Source organism: Streptococcus sp. 68, assembly GCF_013277415.1.
Lineage (GTDB): Bacteria > Bacillota > Bacilli > Lactobacillales > Streptococcaceae > Streptococcus.
Genome location: NZ_VMMX01000015.1, coordinates 1 through 2033, shown reverse-complemented (window position 1 = coordinate 2033; position 2033 = coordinate 1). Strand labels below are relative to the sequence as shown.

General features: G+C 38.7%; 1 protein-coding gene and 1 pseudogene. One reads left to right on the top strand and one right to left on the bottom strand.

Annotated features, from left to right (window positions below):
* Positions 1-260: 260 nt before the first annotated feature.
* Positions 261-1607 carry an NADP-specific glutamate dehydrogenase gene (gene gdhA / locus HT720_RS08895; protein ID WP_000199543.1) on the bottom strand — a complete coding sequence of 449 codons (1347 nt, stop codon included), beginning with the start codon at positions 1605-1607 and terminating at the stop codon, positions 261-263.
* Between the two features lie 205 nt (positions 1608-1812).
* Between gdhA and HT720_RS10290 the strand changes: the two are divergent.
* Positions 1813-1993 (top strand): annotated as a pseudogene (locus HT720_RS10290) (hypothetical protein); the annotation flags it as partial.
* Positions 1994-2033 lie beyond the last annotated feature (40 nt).

Genomic DNA, 2033 nt, shown 5'->3' with positions numbered 1-2033 from the left:
TTTTGAGGTTGCAGATAGAGCTGACGAAGTCAGTATCATATACATACGGTAAGGCGACGCTGACGTGGTTTGAAGAGATTTTAGAAAAGTATAAAATAGATTGAATTTAGAATAGTCCACCGAGTTTTATAAAATATTGTTAGAAATTGGTTTGAATTCCGAAATCAATTTGTTTGGTTTTAATTTAATTAGAATTTTCCAACTGTCTAACTCAACTAAAAATCCCCAATCGAAGCGATTGAGGATTAAGCAAATGAATCTTAAACAATACCTTGTGCGATCATAGCATTTGCTACATTTTCAAAGGCAGCAATGTTAGCTCCTGCAAGGTAGTCTTTATCAAGACCGTATGTTTCTGAAGTTGTTTTAGCTGTGTTGAAGATGTTTGTCATGATGTCTTTGAGACGTCCATCAACTTCTTCACGAGTCCATGAGAGGCGAAGACTGTTTTGGCTCATTTCAAGGGCTGAAACGGCTACACCACCAGCGTTGGCAGCTTTGGCAGGTCCGTAGAAGATACCATTTTCTTTGTAAACTTTGATGGCATCAAGGTCGCTTGGCATGTTGGCACCTTCAGATACACAGATCACACCTTGAGCAACCAAACGTTTAGCTGCTTCACCGTTGATTTCGTTTTGAGTCGCACATGGAAGAGCGATATCATAGTTTCCAGCGTAAGTCCATACAGAACCTTCATGATAAGTAGCAGTTGCTTTCTCAGCTGCATACTCAGTCAAACGAGCGCGACGTTTTTCTTTAACATCAACCAATAGATCGAAGTCGATACCATTTTCATCGATGACATAGCCGTTTGAGTCAGATACAGAGATAACAGTTGCACCAAGTTCAGTCGCTTTTTGAAGAGCGTATTGAGCTACGTTACCAGAACCTGAAATAACCACTTTCTTACCAGCAAAGCTGTTACCGTTAGCTTTGAGCATTTCTTCAGTGTAGTAAACCAAACCGTAACCAGTTGCTTCTGGACGAATCAAGCTACCACCAAATCCAAGAGGTTTACCAGTCAAGACACCAGCATCAAATTGGTTAAGGCGTTTGTATTGACCGTAAAGGTAACCAATCTCACGTCCACCAACACCGATATCACCAGCAGGTACATCAAGTGATGGCCCAATGTATTTTTGCAATTCAGTCATGAAGCTTTGGCAGAAGCGCATCACTTCAGCATCTGTTTTACCTTTAGGATCGAAGTCTGATCCACCTTTACCTCCACCGATAGGAAGTCCAGTCAAGACATTTTTAAAGATTTGTTCAAATCCGAGGAATTTCAAGATCCCTTGGTTTACAGTTGGATGGAAACGAAGTCCGCCTTTGTATGGTCCAACAGCTGAGTTGAATTGAACACGGTAGCCACGGTTTACTTGAACTTTTCCATCACGGTCAACCCAAGGAACACGGAAAGAAATCACGCGCTCAGGCTCAGTAATACGTGCCAAGATATTTTCTTCGATATACTCAGGGTGTTTTTCAAATACAGGTTCTAAAGTGTTGAAAAATTCTTCAACAGCTTGGAGGAATTCAGCCTCGTGCCCGTTACGAGCTTTTACAGTTTCAAACACGCTTTGGATATATTCTTTAGCAGATGTCATATCGTTCTCCTTTTATTGTCATATTTTATTACATGAGTCATTATAGCAGAATTTTTTTTCACTGTAAAGAAAAAAACAGAAATTTTCTAAAAATTCTTTCAATTCAGTTTTTGGGATTTTTTGAAAATAGATAAAAAAACGAACCTTTTTCTTGGAAATATCTTTTTCAAAGAGAAAATCTGAAAATATGCTATAAGAAAAGAAAATGTTTAGCAATTCAGAAATCACTTGTTAATTTATCCATGATATGTTAGATTTGCCAGCAAAACTATGACCATTTTGGAGGAAAGAAATATTTACATCTCCTTATTCAGGGCAGGATTTTCTATACAAGTATAGATGTCTTGCTGGAGTTGGATCATGGAACCCAAGCGGTTATTGAGATTTAGAACTATCATCGGAATTTTGGCTCTTTGTCAACTGTAG